We start from the raw sequence: 476 nt of genomic DNA, 5'->3' as shown, positions 1-476 counted from the left end.
ATTCAAATTTGGCATCCCGTTACCACCAACAAGCCAACTACAAGGGCATTTCCGGCACCTTGGGCAAAGGCTCGTCCATCCACGACATCGCCATTGAACATTTTGAAGTAGGCATCTGGACCGGCGATTACGCCAAAGTGGACAATGAACACCCACTGCACTACACAGACGGACTGACCGTCTCCAACGCCCTCATTCGGAACAATCTCGCAGACGGCATTAATTTTGCGCAGGGAACCAGCCATTCGACCGTCATCAATGCCAATATCCGAGGCAACGGCGACGACGGTCTGGCGACATGGTCGAGCATTGCAGACCAAACAGAATCCAAAGTAGCTGAAAACAACCGTTTCCTGAACAATACCGTCGAACTCGGCTGGCGCGCGGCAGGTATCGGAATCTTCAGCGGCGCCGGACATGAAGTAGCCGGCAACCTGATTCGCGACAACACCGCATGGTCGGGCATACGCCTCAAC

The 476-nt window shown here is 54.2% G+C and carries 1 protein-coding gene; it reads left to right on the top strand.

Annotation, left to right across the window (positions count from 1 at the left end; all coding sequences use genetic code 11):
• The coding region (locus ACTHUR_RS19745; protein ID WP_440400494.1) for a right-handed parallel beta-helix repeat-containing protein at nt 1–476 on the top strand (476 nt) is incomplete at both ends.

It is taken from the genome of Neisseria sp. P0021.S007 (genome assembly GCF_051956855.1).
Note: the sequence above shows the minus strand (reverse complement) of the source record. Positions and strands in the feature narration are given on the sequence as shown.